The sequence below is a fragment of the Lipingzhangella halophila genome (assembly GCF_014203805.1).
Lineage (GTDB): Bacteria > Actinomycetota > Actinomycetes > Streptosporangiales > Streptosporangiaceae > Lipingzhangella > Lipingzhangella halophila.
Genome location: NZ_JACHJT010000001.1, coordinates 1 through 13,492, shown reverse-complemented (window position 1 = coordinate 13,492; position 13,492 = coordinate 1). Strand labels below are relative to the sequence as shown.

Sequence of the window (13,492 nt, the reverse complement as noted above, 5' to 3'; positions counted from 1 at the left end):
CCAAAGGTCATGTCCAGTCCGCGGGCATGTCGAACTCCAGGGCGATCACGTGGCGGTCCCCAGGCAGGATCGATACAGCGCACCGAATGGGTGTGCCCTCAGCGGTGTAGCCCGTGCGGACATGTTCGGCTACGGGGGTGCCAGGAGGAAGCGAAAGCCTCTCACTCTCGTCATTCGTCGGCATTCGGATCCATATCTCGTCCAGAATGCGGTCCTGGCGGTATCCCAAGTCCTGCAGGATCCGCAGGGTTCCCCGTGCGAGATCGCGAGGATCGGCGATCTCGCTGTCCTTGACCAGGCTGTGTGGGAAATAGGTGTCGTTGATGTACGACGCTTCGCCGTCCAGGTAGCGCACCCGTCGCCGGACGATCGTCAAGTCCTCGGGGGCTAGGCCCAGTCGGCGCGCGATCGCGAGCGATGGCACCAGGACCGAGACGCTGATGTCTTGTCGTGGAGCCCTGTCCTCGTTCGAGAAACGCTCCAGGAACTGATCCATCTCCGGATGCTGAGCGCGCGGCAGCAGCTCTTCCTGAGGACGATACGCGGCAGGCTCCCGCCGGCGAACCTCCCGCCGGCGCCCTTGGCCTGCAGTAATGAGTCCCTCGCTGGTGAGAAGGCTCAATGCCTTCTGCGCAGTGTGCCGCGAGACCTGATGCTGCTCCATCAACTCGTGCTCGGAAGGGATCGTGGCCCCCGGTGCCAACTCACCAGAGTTGATCTTGCTACGCAGATCATTCGTGACCTGCATGTACAGCGGGTCGGTGTTCGCCATCAGACACCCATCAGACTCGTTCGGCTTGTACGTACAAAATATCAGCGAGCACTCTTGACCGGTCAGGTAGGCACATGCTTGACTTCTTCTTGACCGGTCAAGCCGATCAAGAAGGCATGAACGGTCAAAGCCCGGAAGACAGACTCCTCGACGGTTGCCCGTTGGGTGTGGAAGCGCCGGTGCGCTGGTGTTTTGGCAAGTCAATAGAGAGAGCACCGCCGATACGTCTGTGGCGACCACTGTCCTATGCGCCCAGGCGAACTACCTCGGAGGAGAGGTCACGGGGACACGTGGCGAGCCGAGAGGAACGGGCGGTGCCGCGCGGTAGACGACGCCGCGTAACAACCATGAGCGGCCCACGGGCACGCGCCTTGCGTGCCCTCGCCAGCCCACCGGTTGGCGGGACGGAATGGGCCACGTCGTCACATCTGCGTCCGTGTGACGCCGATCCGCCCCTTCGGGGGCGGTGTCGGGGCTACACGGCCCACACCAGCAAGTTCAGCGCGGGGACCGCGCTGGTTTCAGAGAGGAGGTGCTCGTGAGAGCGGACCCGAACGAGCTGAGTACTGATCAGCTCTACGTCAGCATCGTGAGCGCTGATCCACCGTGCCGCGCCGATCCGGAACTGTTCTTCGAACCGGACCAGCGGGAGTCCAAGGCCCAACGGGCGCTGCGTGAACAGTCGGCCGCGGCCCTGTGTCTGGAGTGCCCGGTCTATTGGCTGTGCCTGGCCTACGCGGTGCGCACCCGCCCCGAGCACGGGATCTACGCCGGATACACCCCCGACGAAATCCAGGTGTTCGCCAAGGTGTACGGCCCCGCTGCCTGAGGCGGTCGGCGCCTCTGCTGCCCGCCCCTAGCGGGCAGCGGGGGGACCGACCGGTCCACACCCCGCCTAACCGCAAGGAGTTGTTCATGCCTTCTCGCTGCTGTGGCACCTCGGTCGGCGTCATCGTCACCGATGACCAGGGGCGCATGCTGATGATCGAGCGCGGCTGGTACCCGCTCGGGATCGCCCCGGTCGCCGGCCACGTCACCGATGCCCACGACGACCCCGCGGCAGCTCTGGCCGCCGAGGTCGCCGAGGAGACCGGCCTGGTCGTCACCCACCACGAGATGGTGTGGGAGGGGTGGCTGCCCAACCTGTGCGCCTCCCCGCCGGCCCCTATCCCCGGTCACCACTGGTCGTTGGCCACGGCGACAGTGACGGGCACCCTGGCCCCCGATCCGATCGAGACCAAGGGCGCGGCCTGGTACTCCGAAGAGGAGATCCACGCCCTGGCGGTGCGCACCATCTCCTACGCCCGCGGCCAGATCACCGACGAGGGGTTCGCCGCCGAGCCGGGCCTGGAACCGGTGTGGCTCGAGCTGCTGCACACCGCGGGCGTCGTCTACGTGGTCGATCTACAGCGGGTGCTCCTGCGCCGCCTCTACACCACCCCACCCGAGTCCTACTGGATGGGCGACCGCCTCGTGTCCGCCGCCCAGGTCGCCACCCGGCGCGTGTGACCCGGCCGGTGCCTCTGCCGCCCGCTCGTGTGGCGGGTGGCGGGGGGACCGACCGGTCCTTCTCCATTCCTACGAAAGGACACAACCATGCTCTCCATGCTCCAGCTGCACGTGACCTGGTCCAGGACTACGACGTGCTCGATCTGCGGTGCTGAGGTGCCAACGATCTTGCTCGGCAAGCACTACGACTCACACGGGATCTGATCCCCACCCGCTGACCGGCCGGCGCCTCTATCACCCCGCCGGAACGCGGGGTGGTGGGGGGACCGCCCGGTCCGACATGACAAGGCCCCGCCGGTACGTCTGGACAACCGCCGGCGGGGCCGCACCCCAGAAAGGATGCGCCCCCATGCTACGAGCCCTGCTCTCCCCGATCATCCACTCGGCCCCGACCTGTTGCGGCCAGCCCATGCTGCCCGGCACTAGCATCGGCGCTGCCGGCGGGTGGATCTGCCAGGTGGATCCGACCCACGTGCGGGGGTGACGACCATGCTGTACGCGCTGTGCGCCACCGCCTACACCATCGTCACCACCACGGTGGCCCAGATGCCTGGGCTGACGTATTGCCGGTGCGGCGGGTGGTACAACCCCGCCAGCCCGGCGGAATGGGCTGAGCACAAGAACCACTGACACCGACCGAACCGCGCCCCCTGGGGACCAGCCGCGCCTGATCCCCGGGGGCGCTTGTGTTCGCACCCGGTCGGCGCCTCTGCCCGCGGGAGCGAGCTGCACCCGTGGGCGGGGGGGGGACCGTCTGGTCCGTTCTCACCACCCAGATTGCCGTCCCGCCCCCCCGCCCCGAGCATGAGCCGGGGCGGGCCAGGAACCAGCACAGTCGTTTCCTGCCCCGACCACCACACCAGCGCGGCCCCGGCGTAGCCGCCACGCACACCGCCGGGGCCTACTCCCACAAAGGAGCACTTCATGACCGAGAACGCACCGATCCTGCCCGCGATTGACGAGGCCGGGGACCGCTTCCGTGACATGGCCATCGCCGGGGGCGGTGACCCGTTCTTCGAGACCGACCCGCGTGAGCACCCGAGCGCGGTCACCACGCCCGCGGTGCTGCAGAACCGCGCCATTGAGACCTTCGCCAGCGACGACCGGCGCGCCGACGGTGACGCCATGCCCGGGGATGTGCCCAGCAATGGCTGAGCTGAGCCCGCTGAATGTCGTCGTGCTGGGCCTGGCCGCGCTGGGGACCGGCCTGCTGGCGCACGTGGTGGCGACCGCCGCGGGTGACCGCTACGCGGTCATGGTCATGCCGTGGCGGTTCTGGCCGCGCATCATCCGGGTGTTCCCCGTGTGGTTCGCCCCAGGCAGCGAGGTCTACCACCCCGAGCTGGGGCGCTGCGAGGTCGCACGGCTGGACCGCACGCCCGATCTGTCCATGACGTGGGTGTGCGTGGCCCCCCTCGATGAGGAGCACGCGGGCTGGGTGCCCGCGGCCCACTGGGTGCCGCTGGCCGATCTCGGTGAAACCCCCGAGGAGGCCGAACGCCTCGATGACCTGGACGGCCCAGAAGGGAGTGGTCTGGCGTGAGCACCACCTCCCTGATCCAGCGCGCCGGCGCGGTCACGCTGCTGGTAGCGCTGCTGCTGACCCTGATCGTGACCGTGCTGCGGCTGGTGGCGCTGCCGCTGGCCGCCGCGGCGCTGGCGCTGGATGCGTTGGCTGATCTGGCCGCGCGTCCGCTGGCACTGCCCAGCGCCACCTTCCAAGGGGGTGGTGGCGCATGAACGTCCTGTTGAACCGCGCGCTGGGCACTCTGGTCACGCTGACCGATCGCAGTGCTGAGGAGCTGGCCGACCTGGCCGCGGTGGACCCGACGATGCTGCACGAGTGGCTGTGCGAGACCCGCGACGAGCTGGAGGCCCTGCGGGAGGCTGAGCGGGTCCGGGACCGCGCTGAGCGTGCAGTGACCACGATCCGCGAGGAGGTGAGGGGCGATGTTCCGTCGACGTCGTGAGCCCAGCGTGGTCACTGACGTGGCCGCTCAGACCCAGCAGGCCGCGGCTCTGGCGGCCACCGAGTATCAGGACCTGTTGGCCGATCCGCGCACCAACCCTGCGGTGCGGGCCCACCACGACACGCTTCGGGATGCCCAGCAGCGCGACGAACTGGAGGCGGCGCACCGGCGCGCGGTGCGCCGGGGCCGGGTTGCTGACCGGCGTGCCGCACACGCTGAGCGCACCTTGGAGGCCATCGCCGCCGCGCGGGAGAGCATCTCCCCGGCGCGGGCGGTCACGACCCTGCAGCAGGGGCGGCGCCGGTTCCTCGGTGGCGCCCTGGCCGCCTCGGTGGCGTTGAGTGCCGGGTCCGCGATGGGGCTGGCGGCGGTCAGCGTGCACACCGGTGGCCCGGCGTTGGCGGGCTACCTCGCGGAGGTGTGCCTGACCGTGATGACCACGGTGGCGATCCTCTACCGGAGCCACATCGACCAGGCCAGTGCAGCCGAGGAAAACGCGGACGCCCCCACGTGGGAGGGGTGGCGCCATCGGGTGCTGCTGGCCCTGGTGGTGGCGCCGCTGGCGACCTCGATAGTGGCCAACCTCGCTGGGTGGGTCGCCGGGGCCGCCGTGAGTCCGATCAATGCGCTGTGCGCGCTAGGCGCGGGCGCGGCCGGGGCCTTCGCCTTCTTGGTCTCCGACGTGAGCAGCCGGGCGGTCCGCACCAACGCGGCTGCGGTCAACGACAGCGACGAGGACGAGCTGCGTCAGGTCGCCACGGAAGGCGATCCCTTCGCCGACGAGCACGCGCAGGCGTCCAGCCCGGAGGCCTGGGTGCGCACCCAGGCCGAAGACGCCGCGAGTCAGATCGAGCAGTGGTTGGCCGAGCGCGGCGAGGGCCCCGAGGGTGGCGCCGCGCCGGTGCGCCTCGGACCCGCGCACGACGGTCCGCACGGTGCGGCGCGCGCCCGCGCCGAGGACGGTGGGGCTTCCACCGAGCGCGTTCTGGATGCGCGCACGCCCGCGCAAACCGATGCCGACCAGGGCGATGCGCGTGGCACCGAGCGCGCGAGTGCGGCCGCGCGTGAGCGGGGCGCGGCAACCCGCTCGCAGGTGGCCGCGATCCTGGCGCGCACCCCTGATGCGCGCACCAGCGACATCGCCACCGAGTTGGGTGTGCACCCCTCCACGGTGCGGCGTGCCCGCTCCGAGATGGACGGGGGTGCGCGATGACCTGCCGAGCGGTGAGCTTCTACGTGCTGCCGCGGCGACATCGGCGGGGGCGGGGCCCGCACGGGTTGGCGACCTGCCGGTGTGGGTGGCACCTGGCCACCCAGAGCGCGGCCGGGGCCCAGGATGCCGCCGCGCTGCATGAGGCCGGGGTGCGCCTGGTGGTGCGACGCCGTGGCCTGGTCGCCCGGTGGGGTGAGGCCGCATGAGCACGACCCTGACCCGGCACCAGCCGCGGGAGCTTCGGGACTACGGGATGCGCTACCAGCCGTCCCTGTTCGACGACGAGTTCGCCTAACACCAACCATTCACGCGGGCGGCGGCCCCTACGTCCGCCAAGACCAGCCGCCGCCCGCTCCCTCACCTGGAGGTGCATCCACCATGCCCAACGCAGAAGCCGAGCGCTACGACCAGGAGCGCGACGATACGAGCGAGGCTGAGGTGATCGCGTTCCCTGGCGGTCACCGAGCCGCGGGGACGACGGTGACCGAGGTCCCCACCACTGAGACCGCACCGGATGAGGTGGTCCAGGGCGAGATCACCGATGCCCGGCCGCGTCCCTCGGTGGCGTTGCGTCCGGAGTTCTCCGGGTCCGCCCGTGTGCTGGGGCAGCGGGCCGCGCAGGTGGCCCGGCGTCCGGATCGCCTGGCCGGCGTTGTGTTGCGCCACGAGCTGGTCTATGGCGGGATCGGCGCCGCCCGCGCCACCGGGGCCGCATGGCGCTGGGTGACCGCCCGCGAGCTGGACCAGCAGCTCGCCACGAACCCGAAGCTCGTGCTGGACACCCGCAGGGCACGCCGGATGTGGGCGGCCGGTGTGGGCGGGGCCACGGCGGCCGCGGGTGCGGCGTCGTGGGTGCTGCTCTCCCCGGCCGTGCCGATCCTGGTGCTGCTGCTGGTGCTGGCGGTGACCGGGGCCGACGAGCGCCGCCGGCGCGCCCTGGGAGCCGCCGAGGCCGGCCACCAGACGCTGGGGGCCAACCCGTCCGGTAAGGAGGTCAAGAAGGCCCTGGTCTCCGCCAAGCTCGCCAAGAGCATTGACGACCTGCGCATCGTCGGCCCGGTCACCCGCACCGATGGCGCGTGGGAGGCCAACGTCGAACTGCCGCCGGGCACCACCTTCAAGCACGCCACCAAGCGCCGCGGGGAGCTGGCCGGCGCCATGGGCGTGGACGAAGTCCAGGTCGCCCTGGACCCGGTGAAGGGCCACCACGGTCGGGTCAAGCTGTGGGTGGCCGACGAGGACCCGATGCAGGGCGAGCGCATCGTCAACCCGCTCACCCTGACCCGCGACGGACGCGTCGACATCTGGCGCGACAAGCTCTTCGCCGGGCGCGACCCGCGTGGCCGCGAAGTCGCCTTCTCCATGGTCGAACGGTCCTACCTGATCGGCGGCGAACCCGGCGGCGGCAAGTCCGTGGCCTCCAACAACGTGCTGGGGTTCTTCTTCCTCGACCCCCGGGTGCAGGTGTACCTGGCCGATGGCAAGTTCGGCTTCGATCTCATGGCGTGGGAACCCCTGGCCGCTGGGGTGCTCACCGACCGCCGCCAGGACGCCATGCTCGCCTACCTGGAGCACATCCAGACCGAGATGGACCGCCGCTATGCGCTGCTGCGCAAGCTGGGCGTCCCCAAGATCACCGAACAGATCGCCAAGAAGCACAACCTGCACCCGATCGTCCTGCACATCGATGAGGTGCAGTACTGGACCGCCGGGGCGGACAAGAAGACCAACGACGCGATCATGATCCTCATCGCCGACATCGTCGGCCGGGGACGCGCCGCCGGCATCATCACCGGCGTCATCACCCAGCGCCCGGCCGCCGAGGTCGTGCCCACCCGGCTACGCGACATCCTGAGCATCCGGTGGGCGCTGCGCTGCACCACCCCGATGGCATCCGACACCATCCTGGGCTCGGGATGGGCCGGGCGTGGTTACAGCGCCGCGCTGTTCGAGCCCGACCAGCGCGGCGCTGGATACGTCCTGGCCGAAGGTGGCACGCCTACCCAGACACGGGCGGCGTTCATCGACCCCGAGCGCGGCGAGCTCCAGCAGCTCGCCGACCGCGCCCACTCCCTGCGTGAAGAGGCCGGGACCCTGCCCAAAACCGCCGACCGGCCCGAGGTGCGGCTGCTCAGCGCGCTACTGGAAGCCATGGGCGACACCCCCAAGGGTGCCCACACTGCCGACCTGCTGCCCGCCCTGGCCAAGGTCTCCAGCGAGTACGCCGACTGGGACGCAGGCCGGCTGTCGACCACGCTGCGGCCACTGGGAGTCACCCCGGTCCAGCTCGACATCGACGGCCGCAACCGCAACGGCTACCGCCGCTCAGACATCCAGGCCGCCCTGGAACGGGCCTGACACGGCGTCTACGCCGCCCTCTGGCGACCCCCTAGAACTAGACATTTCGGGCCTAGGTTCTAGGGGGTGCGCCTAGCCCTGTAGACCCATCATGACCTGCTGATTAGGACCCATAGGCGTCCTAGAGGAGCCCCCAGACACCCCCGCGAGACCGCCCCGGGTGCACCGGGGCGAGGAGGAACGCATGCACCCCATGCCCGAGATCACCGCGATCCACATCCTGGCCGCCCTGAGCGAGACCGCACCACCCGATGTGGTGATCGCGCTCAGTGACGACGAGCGGGTGCTCGTCGGCTCAGCCGCGGACATGCGCCACCCCTGGCGCGGCCACTGGCAGGCCACGCTCGTGGCCACCCGGACCGAGATCGCCGCCGCGCTGAGCCCCCAGCAGCGCCGCGACCTGGACGCCATCGACGCACTGGCCGACACCCTGACCACCCACGCCGCGACCCTGCTGAGCGCACCGGCCGCGGCCGCCGCCTGAAATCCGGCCGGTGCCTCTGCCACCCGCACCCGAGGTAGGTGGTGGGGGGACCACCCGGCCCGCGAACACCCCGGCGTAGCCGCCACGCACACCGCCGGGGCCTACTCCCACAAAGGAGCACATCCCGATGCCCGACGATCCACGGTTCACGTTCGGACTCATCCACGACGTCTTCCAGACCTTGGAGAAACACGGCTACCAACTCCCCGAAAGCGACCGCGCCCGCGGAGAAGCCGTGCTGGCCCTGGCCAACCTATGCCGCACCTACGAAGATCACCCGACCCAGTCCGGGGGTGAGGCGTGAGCCCCGCACGGTTCCTCGACCCCACCGGCCAGCGCTACGGCATCCCCACCTACCCCTGGGGATGGGCCTTCACCTTCGATGCGGACCTGGCCACCCGAACCCAGCTTGCCGCGCTCGGGTTGCGCCCCAATGGCCAGGAAGCGGCCGCGCAACTGATGTGGCGCTCCCGCCGGGCCGGCCACAGCGGAGTGCGCACCGCGCTGCTGTACCGGATCAGCCGGGCCAAGCCCAAGCGGCCAATGACCCCCGGGCGTGAGCGCGCGGTGGCGTTGGCGCTGCGAGCACGGCGCACCTGCCCCACCTGTGGGCTGGTGTTCAACTACTGCATCCCTACCTCGCTGGGGCAGTGCCCCAACTGCGCCTACGGGCTCACCCCCGAAACCTGGGAACTGGAGGTGGCCGCGTGAGCATGGCCCGCTACCCGTTGCCGGTCAAGGTGCGCCTGGAAGGCTTTCCCGCCGACATTGCCGCGCTCGCCGACGTCCTCAACCAGGTGGAAGCCATCACCGTTCTGGACTGCTCCCAGCCGTATGCCAACCGCCGGGGCAACCCGGAGCGGGTCCGTCTCTACATGGAGGTCATCACCCACGCTGCCGGGCCGTCCACCGGCGGGCCTGGCCCCTCGAACGGGCTCCCACCCACGGGCGCCTAGCTCGTGCACGCATGGCGCGGCCCCGGCGTAGCCGCCAAGCACACCGCCGGGGCCTACTCCCACAAAGGAGCACTTCCATCATGACACTCGCGGCCGTGCCCGACCCACCCAACAACGCCCTCGACCACGACGCGGGCGTGAGCACCGATGTGTTGAGCACAGCGTTGACCTTGGCCAGTTCGGGGGTGCCCGTGCTGCCGCTGCGAGCGGGCAAGACCCCGCTCGGGAACTGCCCGACCTGCAAGGAGACCGCGTGCGGGGGGCGCCCCCACATGAAGAGCGCGGGCACCTGCCAATGTCCCGCACCCTGCCACGGGTGGGCCGCTGCGACCACCAACCCCACCGTGATCACCTCCCCCGCCTGGGCTGCGGCGTGGCACCAGGCGGTGGCCGTGGCCTACCACCCCGGCGGGGCTGCCCTGACTGTCGTGGACCTCGACAATACCGACGCCATCGCCTGGGCGCAGGGCGTCCTGCCTCCAACCCAGACGGTGGCGACCACCCGTGGACAGCACTGGATCTACCGCGGCGCCATGCGTTCAGCCAACGCGGTCCGGCCCGGTGTGGACATCAAGTCGCGCATGTCCTATGTCCGCTGGCGCGGACACGGCACCGGAACCCCGGTAGACCTGCCGCACACCGTCCGGGAGTTGGCGGGGGGAGAAGAAGCCACCTCGCTGGGGCGTAGCGCCGGGGTGGTTTCTTTGGACGAGCCCCACCGCACCTGGGACCGGACGGTGGCCACCGGCTGCCGCCACACCGACCGCTACGTACGCACGGGGCTCGACCGGGGACTGGCCATGGTGCGTGAGCGCACCCACCACGGCGCCGCATCACAGGCATTCGGGGTCGCCCGGTTCCTCGCAGGCCTGCACGTCCGCTGCCCCGGGCCCTGTGGCCTGGACCGCGTCGGCGCCGAGATCGTCACGGCCGCCGTCTCGGTCGGCGTCCCCGAGGCATACGCCCGCCGCGCCGTCACCAATGGCCTGCACACCGGAGGGAAGCCCACCGCATGACCCTCGAATCCGACGAGGTTCCGGCGCCGTCGAACCCGATGGCTGTTGCGCGGCACCTCGCCCCCGACTGGAAGGACGAGCACGGGCGCCTGCTGCGCCGCCGCTGGCGGGGATCGTGGATGTACTGGGACCGCACCTGCTGGCGCGAGATGGACGAACAGCAGGTCCGCGCAGAGCTGTACTGCAGGCTGGAGCACGCCACCTACACCGGAGTGAACCCTAAGGGCGAACCCGAAGTGCGCGAGTGGGCGCCGACGCGGACGAAGCTGGCCAACTTGCTCGATGCTCTGGGAGCGCTGATGCTGGTGCCGACCGAAGTTGACCCTCCTGCCTGGCTCGACACCCCGGACGGCGAGCAGGAGTGGAGCCCGATCGTGGCCTGCCAGAACGGGCTGCTGCGCATCCGGGACCGGGCCCTGCTGCCCCTGGACCCGGGATTCTTCAACCTTGTCTCCGTGCCCTACAGCTACGACCCGCACGCCAGCGCCCCCACCTGGGAACGCTTCCTGCACCAACTGTGGCCCGAAGACCCGGAGTCCATCGCCGCGCTGCAGGAGTGGTTCGGCTACGTGCTCTCGGGACGCACGGATCAGCAGAAGATCCTCCTCGCCGTGGGACCTACGCGCTCAGGCAAGGGCACACTGGCGCGGGTGCTGGCCGATCTGGTGGGCCGCAGCAACATGGCCGGGCCCACTCTCGCCGGACTCGCCACCAACTTCGGGCTCTCAACGCTGGTCGGCAAGCCCCTCGCGGTCATCTCCGACGCACGCCTGTCGGGAAGGGACAACAGCCAGGTCGTGGAACGGCTGCTGACCATTAGCGGTGAGGACACCATCGACATCGACCGCAAGTACCGCCAGCCCTGGACAGGGAAGCTCTCGACCCGACTGATGGTGCTGTCCAACGAGCTGCCCAACTTCGGTGATTCCTCCGGGGTCATCGCCCGCCGGTTCATCGTGCTCACCATGACCACCTCGTGGCTGGGTAAGGAGGACACCGCCCTCACAGGCAAGCTGGCTGCGGAGATGCCCGGCATCCTCAACTGGGCCCTCGATGGTCTGGCGAGACTGGAGCAGACCGGCCGGATAACCCAGCCGGAATCCTCCCGTGAGGCAGTCACCACCATGCAGGACACCGCCAGCCCGGTCTCGGCGTTCGTGCGCGAGTGCTGCCAGACCGGGCCCAACTGCCAGGCATCCGTGGACGAGGTGTGGAACGCATGGCGGCAGTGGGCCGAAGACTCCGGAATCCCGACCGGCACCAAACAAATGCTGGGGCGCAACCTTCAGTCCGTGTTGCCGCAGTTGCGGCGCGGCAAGCCACGCGCCGACGACGGGCAACGCGTCGTGGTCTACATCGGGATCACGCTCGCAAAAGTGGCCCCACAATCGTCTGGGTCGCGGACCATCGAGGACCACCCTCGATGACCAGGCATTTTCTCACGGCCAGTCCTAGCCCATCGAGGACCACCCTTGGTCCTCGATGGTCCGCGATGACCCTCACATCACCCTCACAAACCCGCAGGTCACAGACGTGGTCCTCGATGGTCCGCGACCCACAGCAATGTGACACCAACAACACGCCGCCCGCATCCTCAACCAGAAAGAAGGGAGGACGTGCCCCCTCACCGACCTACCTCACCCACCCACCCACACATCAGCGTCCCGGCGTAGCCGCCAAGCACACCGCCGGGACCCCAACTCCCGCAAAGGAGCACCATCATCATGACGGTTCAGGATCTGCCTAAGCGGCTGTTCACCCTCACCGAGGCCGCGCACGTGCTGTCAATGGGACGGACCCGCCTGTTCGCCGAGATCCGCACCGGACGCCTCGCCACCGTCGGTACCGGCAAGAACCGGCGCGTGACCGCAGACGCCATCGACGCCTATATCAACCTGCTCAAGACCGAAGTCGACGCCGCCTGACACCTCGCATGGCCGCTCCCGCTGGGAGCGGCCATCTGACTTTCCGATCCAGAACAGGAGTACTAGGAAGCATGGGGAGCAAGGAACCCAAACCGAGGAAACCCAGGGGCCATGCTGGGCAGGGCACGGTCTACTGGGATGAGGCGAAGGGGTGCTACCGGGGTGAGATCTCCCTTGGGACCACCCCGTCAGGCAAACGGCGCCGACCCGTGGCCTACGGCCGCACCAAGGACGAAGTTTCTTGACGCTCTACGAGATCTGCGCGAAGAACACGAGACCGGAATCAGGCACGTCCCCCGGTTACACGGTTGCCGACACTGTGAACGACTGGCTCAAGCGCGGCCTCAAGGCGCGCAGCACGGCCACAGTCACCAAGTACCACTCGCTGGCCGCGAACAATGTCATTCCTCAACTGGGCAAAGCCAAGCTTCGGGAGCTGACCGCCGACGACGTGGACGACTGGTTGGACGAACGGGCCGAACACCTGGCAACGGCATCCCTTAAGCAGTGCCTGGACCTGCTACGCCGGTCGATCACCCACGCTCAGCGGCGCAACAAGGTCCTGCGCAATGTCGCTGAGCTGGTGAAGGAGGTTCCGGAAGGCCGTGCCGGACGCCCCAGCAAGGCTCTGAACCTGGAACAGGCCAGGGCGATCCTGTCGACCGCCCAGGGGCGCCGCCTGCACGCCTACCTCGTGTTGTCCTTGCTGACCGGCGTGCGCACCGAGGAAGCCCGCGAACTCACCTGGTCACACGTCCACCTCGACCCGCCCGCAGAGCCCACCGCACGTGGCGGTCTGGCACTCCGTCCGCAAGGGAGGGGACACCAAGGACGAAGAAGAGCCGCCGCACGCTTGCTCTCCCGCCGCGCGTGGTGGCCGCGCTCAGGGCCCATCGGGAAGCGCAGGAGGCCGAACAGGAGGCCGCCGGCAAGCGCTGGCCTGACACCGATCTCGTGTTCCGAACCCGGACCGGGGAGAAGCTGGACGTGAACAACGTGCGGCGCGACTTCCAGGCCATCGTGCGAGCCGCCGGGGTCGAAGGGTCGTGGACACCCCGGGAGCTGCGCCACAGCTTCGTGTCGCTCATGTCCGCCAACGGCGCGCACCTAGAAGACATCGCGCGGTTGGTCGGCCACAGCAGCACCAACACGACCGAACTCGTCTACCGCAAAGAGCTGCACCCGGTGATCATGGAGGGGGTCGACATCATGGGCGACCTGTTCGCCGAGTAGGCGACTGGCCACCTTTTTGGCCACCAACGCGAAACGCCACCCCGTCATGGGGTGGC

The 13,492-nt window shown here is 69.4% G+C and carries 19 protein-coding genes; 18 read left to right on the top strand and 1 reads right to left on the bottom strand.

The genetic code is table 11. The features are described 5' to 3' along the window. Positions 1-7: 7 nt before the first annotated feature. Positions 8-772, bottom strand: coding sequence for a GntR family transcriptional regulator (locus F4561_RS00090; RefSeq protein ID WP_221445309.1), 765 nt, complete (start codon positions 770-772; stop codon positions 8-10). 538 nt (positions 773-1,310) lie between these two features. Here F4561_RS00090 and F4561_RS33050 point away from each other — a divergent pair. The 18 genes from F4561_RS33050 to F4561_RS31860 all read left to right on the top strand — a co-directional run bounded on the left by F4561_RS33050 (position 1,311) and on the right by F4561_RS31860 (position 13,436). After that, the gene (locus F4561_RS33050; protein ID WP_184573485.1) at positions 1,311-1,601 is read left to right on the top strand and encodes a WhiB family transcriptional regulator; all 291 of its coding nucleotides are present in this window, start codon (positions 1,311-1,313) and stop codon (positions 1,599-1,601) included. A gap of 86 nt (positions 1,602-1,687) precedes the next feature. Continuing rightward, the gene (locus tag F4561_RS00080; protein WP_184573483.1) at positions 1,688-2,281 is read left to right on the top strand and encodes an NUDIX hydrolase; all 594 of its coding nucleotides are present in this window, start codon (positions 1,688-1,690) and stop codon (positions 2,279-2,281) included. A 480-nt stretch (positions 2,282-2,761) separates the two neighbouring features. After that, complete coding sequence (locus F4561_RS00075; RefSeq protein WP_184573481.1) at positions 2,762-2,911, top strand: hypothetical protein; 150 nt, start codon at positions 2,762-2,764, stop codon at positions 2,909-2,911. A 294-nt stretch (positions 2,912-3,205) separates the two neighbouring features. After that, entirely contained in the window at positions 3,206-3,436 is a 231-nt protein-coding gene (locus F4561_RS00070; RefSeq protein ID WP_184573480.1) for a hypothetical protein, read from the top strand. Further along, on the top strand, positions 3,429-3,824 hold the full coding sequence (locus tag F4561_RS00065) for a hypothetical protein (RefSeq protein WP_184573478.1): 396 nt from the start codon (positions 3,429-3,431) through the stop codon (positions 3,822-3,824). The genes F4561_RS00070 and F4561_RS00065 overlap by 8 nt, the downstream gene beginning before the upstream one ends. Beyond that, a complete protein-coding gene (locus tag F4561_RS00060) occupies positions 3,821-4,021 on the top strand; it encodes a hypothetical protein (protein ID WP_184573476.1) in 201 nt (66 codons plus the stop codon). The genes F4561_RS00065 and F4561_RS00060 overlap by 4 nt, the downstream gene beginning before the upstream one ends. Further along, positions 4,018-4,251, top strand: coding sequence for a hypothetical protein (locus F4561_RS00055; protein ID WP_184573474.1), 234 nt, complete (start codon positions 4,018-4,020; stop codon positions 4,249-4,251). Before F4561_RS00060 ends, F4561_RS00055 begins: the two co-directional genes overlap by 4 nt. Beyond that, positions 4,232-5,464: a hypothetical protein gene (locus F4561_RS00050; protein WP_184573472.1), complete on the top strand. Its 1,233-nt coding sequence runs from the start codon at positions 4,232-4,234 to the stop codon at positions 5,462-5,464. Before F4561_RS00055 ends, F4561_RS00050 begins: the two co-directional genes overlap by 20 nt. A 378-nt stretch (positions 5,465-5,842) precedes the next feature. Beyond that, positions 5,843-7,822, top strand: coding sequence for an FtsK/SpoIIIE domain-containing protein (locus tag F4561_RS00045; protein WP_184573470.1), 1,980 nt, complete (start codon positions 5,843-5,845; stop codon positions 7,820-7,822). A 184-nt stretch (positions 7,823-8,006) separates the two neighbouring features. Continuing rightward, positions 8,007-8,306: a hypothetical protein gene (locus F4561_RS00040; protein WP_184573468.1), complete on the top strand. Its 300-nt coding sequence runs from the start codon at positions 8,007-8,009 to the stop codon at positions 8,304-8,306. Between the two features lie 127 nt (positions 8,307-8,433). Beyond that, positions 8,434-8,610 carry a hypothetical protein gene (locus F4561_RS00035; RefSeq protein WP_184573466.1) on the top strand — a complete coding sequence of 59 codons (177 nt, stop codon included), beginning with the start codon at positions 8,434-8,436 and terminating at the stop codon, positions 8,608-8,610. Continuing rightward, positions 8,607-9,017, top strand: coding sequence for an RRQRL motif-containing zinc-binding protein (locus F4561_RS00030; RefSeq protein WP_184573465.1), 411 nt, complete (start codon positions 8,607-8,609; stop codon positions 9,015-9,017). The genes F4561_RS00035 and F4561_RS00030 overlap by 4 nt, the downstream gene beginning before the upstream one ends. Continuing rightward, positions 9,014-9,262 (top strand): hypothetical protein, encoded by a 249-nt coding sequence (locus F4561_RS00025; RefSeq protein ID WP_184573463.1) that lies wholly within the window; start codon positions 9,014-9,016, stop codon positions 9,260-9,262. Before F4561_RS00030 ends, F4561_RS00025 begins: the two co-directional genes overlap by 4 nt. A gap of 80 nt (positions 9,263-9,342) precedes the next feature. Further along, complete coding sequence (locus tag F4561_RS00020) at positions 9,343-10,278, top strand: bifunctional DNA primase/polymerase (protein WP_221445308.1); 936 nt, start codon at positions 9,343-9,345, stop codon at positions 10,276-10,278. Then, positions 10,275-11,705: a DNA primase family protein gene (locus F4561_RS00015; protein ID WP_221445307.1), complete on the top strand. Its 1,431-nt coding sequence runs from the start codon at positions 10,275-10,277 to the stop codon at positions 11,703-11,705. The genes F4561_RS00020 and F4561_RS00015 overlap by 4 nt, the downstream gene beginning before the upstream one ends. Positions 11,706-12,002: 297 nt before the next feature. Next, positions 12,003-12,203, top strand: a complete 201-nt coding sequence (locus F4561_RS00010) for a helix-turn-helix domain-containing protein (RefSeq protein WP_184573461.1) — start codon at positions 12,003-12,005, stop codon at positions 12,201-12,203. A gap of 241 nt (positions 12,204-12,444) precedes the next feature. Further along, positions 12,445-13,194, top strand: coding sequence for a tyrosine-type recombinase/integrase (locus F4561_RS33525; protein ID WP_312885072.1), 750 nt, complete (start codon positions 12,445-12,447; stop codon positions 13,192-13,194). Continuing rightward, entirely contained in the window at positions 13,158-13,436 is a 279-nt protein-coding gene (locus F4561_RS31860; protein ID WP_376773612.1) for a tyrosine-type recombinase/integrase, read from the top strand. Before F4561_RS33525 ends, F4561_RS31860 begins: the two co-directional genes overlap by 37 nt. Positions 13,437-13,492 lie beyond the last annotated feature (56 nt).

Excerpts from the sequence above, each read along its gene's own strand:
- F4561_RS00010 (WP_184573461.1), top strand. The coding sequence starts at position 12,003 with ATGACGGTTCAGGATCTGCCTAAGCGGCTGTTCACCCTCACCGAGGCC.
- F4561_RS00040 (WP_184573468.1), top strand. The coding sequence starts at position 8,007 with ATGCACCCCATGCCCGAGATCACCGCGATCCACATCCTGGCCGCCCTG.
- F4561_RS00015 (WP_221445307.1), top strand. The coding sequence starts at position 10,275 with ATGACCCTCGAATCCGACGAGGTTCCGGCGCCGTCGAACCCGATGGCT.
- F4561_RS00065 (WP_184573478.1), top strand. The coding sequence starts at position 3,429 with ATGGCTGAGCTGAGCCCGCTGAATGTCGTCGTGCTGGGCCTGGCCGCG.
- F4561_RS00055 (WP_184573474.1), top strand. The coding sequence starts at position 4,018 with ATGAACGTCCTGTTGAACCGCGCGCTGGGCACTCTGGTCACGCTGACC.
- F4561_RS00045 (WP_184573470.1), top strand. The coding sequence starts at position 5,843 with ATGCCCAACGCAGAAGCCGAGCGCTACGACCAGGAGCGCGACGATACG.
- F4561_RS00080 (WP_184573483.1), top strand. The coding sequence starts at position 1,688 with ATGCCTTCTCGCTGCTGTGGCACCTCGGTCGGCGTCATCGTCACCGAT.
- F4561_RS00070 (WP_184573480.1), top strand. The coding sequence starts at position 3,206 with ATGACCGAGAACGCACCGATCCTGCCCGCGATTGACGAGGCCGGGGAC.
- F4561_RS00035 (WP_184573466.1), top strand. The coding sequence starts at position 8,434 with ATGCCCGACGATCCACGGTTCACGTTCGGACTCATCCACGACGTCTTC.
- F4561_RS00020 (WP_221445308.1), top strand. The coding sequence starts at position 9,343 with ATGACACTCGCGGCCGTGCCCGACCCACCCAACAACGCCCTCGACCAC.
- F4561_RS00050 (WP_184573472.1), top strand. The coding sequence starts at position 4,232 with ATGTTCCGTCGACGTCGTGAGCCCAGCGTGGTCACTGACGTGGCCGCT.
- F4561_RS00090 (WP_221445309.1), bottom strand. The coding sequence starts at position 772 with ATGGCGAACACCGACCCGCTGTACATGCAGGTCACGAATGATCTGCGT.